General features: G+C 71.2%; 2 protein-coding genes and 1 pseudogene. All 3 read left to right on the top strand.

Annotated features, from left to right (window positions below):
• A pseudogene (locus CCS38_RS30590) lies at positions 1–338 on the top strand (GPP34 family phosphoprotein); the annotation flags it as partial.
• Between the two features lie 291 nt (positions 339–629).
• A complete protein-coding gene (locus CCS38_RS30585; protein ID WP_223736584.1) occupies positions 630–1,700 on the top strand; it encodes a polyprenyl synthetase family protein in 1,071 nt (356 codons plus the stop codon).
• Positions 1,701–1,880: 180 nt separating this feature from the next.
• A partial coding sequence (locus CCS38_RS30580) for an ABC transporter ATP-binding protein (RefSeq protein WP_223736583.1) occupies positions 1,881–2,771 on the top strand: 891 nt, incomplete at its 3' end.

The raw sequence follows: 2,771 nt of genomic DNA, 5'->3' as shown, positions 1-2,771 counted from the left end.
TGTACTCGGCGTATTCGGTTGCGCTTGAGGGGGAAGGGCAGGTCGCTCGGCAGCGAGGCCGGTGGATGCTCGGCCGGGCCGGTCGGGTGGCGCCGGTCGATTCGCCCGAGCGCCGCCGGGCGGCGGAGCGGTGGGCGTCGGGTGAGCCCGTCCTCACCGCCCTCGCCTCGGCCGTCGGAATTCGCGAGGGTAAGAGCGAGGAGTCGACGGGTGTGGGCGATGTCGCGGTGGAGACCGTGCTGGCCGTTGTCGATGACGCGTTGAGGGAACTGGAGGCCGTGCGGCAGCGGCGTGCCATTGAGGACGCCGCCTTTGACAATGTCTGGCGCGGCATCTGACCCCATCACCGCCATCGATATGTTGGTCACCCGCGGTGATGGCGGCCGCAGTTGGCGGAACGTTTTATCAAGTTGCTTGTGCCCTCGTGAAGTTGCTGTTCGGGGACTGTGTGATGAGCGCGATGGCACGGGAGTTCTTACGCCGCTCCAGTGATCTTGGAGCGGCGGGGCGGGGCGTGGGAGGACTCGCGTGGGCGGGCGCGATTAGCTGGGATGCGTGCCATACGAACTTTTCACGCGCCAGCGCTCGTTCGACGGACCGTGTACGACGACCATGGACGGGGGGCGTACGTGTCCGCGCTGAGCAGTGTGGCCGCCGCCGCGCCCCGGAGCGCGTCCGCCGCTGACGCGGCCCTGTTCGGGTGGGCGAGGGAGCTCGTCACTCCCGCGCTGCGCCGGGTCGTCGAGGAGCTGCCCGCGCCGCAGCGGGAGGTCGCCGGGTACCACCGCGGCTGGCACGGGGCCGATGGGAGTGCGGCCGCCGAGCCGGTCACGGAGCGCGGCGGGAAAGCCGTACGTCCGGCCCTGGTCTTCCTGTCCGCGCTGGCGGTCGGGGCGCCCGCCGACAGCGTCGTGCCGGGGGCCGTCGCGGTCGAACTCGTACACGACTTCTCGCTGCTGCACGACGACGTCATCGACGCGGATCCCCTGCGTCGCCACCGGCCCGCTGTGTGGCGGCAGTACGGTACGCCGGCCGCGGTGCTGACCGGTGATGCCCTGCTCATCAGCGCACTGGCCGTACTGGCCGCCGACTCCACCCCGCACGCCGCGGCCGCCACCAAGGAACTGTCGTGCGCGCTGGACGACTTGCTGCGCGGCCAGAGCCAGGACGTGGCCTTCGAAAGCACGCCCAGGGTAGGCGCCGAGGAGTACCTCGAAATGGCGGCGGGGAAGACGGGCGCGCTGATGGGCTGCGCGTGTGCGTTGGGGGCATTGCTGGCCGGCGCGTCCGAGGCGCGCACCTCCGGGCTGCGGGACTTCGGCCGGCACCTGGGCATCGCCTTCCAGTGCGTGGACGACCTGCTGGGCATCTGGGGCACCACGCTGCGCAGCGGAAAGCCGGTGGGCGCGGACGTCGCGGCCCGGAAGAAGTCACTGCCGGTGGTCGTGGCGCTCGCCGACACGGGGCCCGCCGGCCGGCGGCTGGCGGAGCTGTACGACCGTACGGAGCCGCTGTCGGCCGCGGACATCGTGACGGCCGGCGAGCTGATCGAAGAGGCCGGCGGGCGCGAGGCGACCGCCGTGGAGGCCAGGCGGCAGGTGGGCGCCGCGATGCGGGCACTGGCCCGCGCGGAGCCCGTCCCGTCGGTGTACCGGCAGTTGCACGATCTCGCGCTGTTGGTGACGCGGCGGGACCATTGACGACCCGAGTAACTCACGGTCGGCCGAGTAACTCACGGTCGGCCGGGTAACCGCAATTCGGTGACGTGCGCGATCGATACGGTCGGGGACGTAACCCATTAAGGCCCGCAGCCGTTTCTTCCAGTAGCCATTGCGCTTTCTTGGCGGATATCGCGGGACCCAGCCGGGGGCGGCGGATTTTTGGAACAGAGACAGCACACCCTTCACGCGAAAAAAGCGTCGGCCGACGGGCCTCCGGCGATCAGTGTGTACGGCCTCCGGGTCGCGCGCGGGGAACGGACCCTGATCGACGACATCAGTTTCGCCGCGCCCCGCGGTGCGATCGTCGGCCTGCTCGGCCCCAGCGGTTGCGGAAAAACCACGCTGCTGCGGTCCGTCGTCGGAATTCAGACCTGTGCGGCGGGACATGTCCAGGTACTCGGTCATCCGGCCGGTGCCGCGGCCCTGGAGACCCGCGTCGGGTATGTCACGCAGGCGCCGTCCGTGTACACCGACCTGACGGTTCTCGAGAACCTGCGGTACTTCTCGGCCGCGTTGGGGCTGCGGGGCTGGCGCCGGGAGAACGCCGTGGTGCGGGTGGTGAAGGAGGTCGACCTGGCGGACTGGGCCGACCAGCCGGTCGGCCGGCTGTCGGGCGGCCAGTACTCGCGCGTCTCGCTGGCCGTCGCGCTGCTCGGCTCACCGGAGCTGCTGGTCATGGACGAGCCGACGGTGGGTCTCGATCCGCTCATCCGGCAGGAACTGTGGGCCGTCTTCCGGCGGCTGGCCGACGAGGGGACCACCCTGCTCGTCTCCAGTCACGTCATGGACGAGGCCGACCGCTGCGACCGGCTGCTGCTCATGCGCGACGGCCGGCTGCTGGCTTCCTGCGAGCGGTCGGAGCTGCTGGCGCACACGGGCTGCGCGAGCGTGGAGGGCGCCTTCATGCGGCTGGTGCGACCGGAGGAGGCGAGGACGGCGGGCGGTTCCGGCACCGCGTCCAGCACCGCGTCCAGCACCGCGTCCAGCACCGCGTCCGAGTCGCCCTCCGAAGCGGCCACCGAGCCGCCCCCGGAACCGACCACCCTCACC

The organism is Streptomyces purpurogeneiscleroticus (assembly GCF_020024005.1).
GTDB lineage: Bacteria > Actinomycetota > Actinomycetes > Streptomycetales > Streptomycetaceae > Streptomyces > Streptomyces purpurogeneiscleroticus.
The sequence above is the reverse complement of the archived record's forward strand: the minus strand, read 5'-3'. Positions and strand labels throughout refer to the sequence as shown.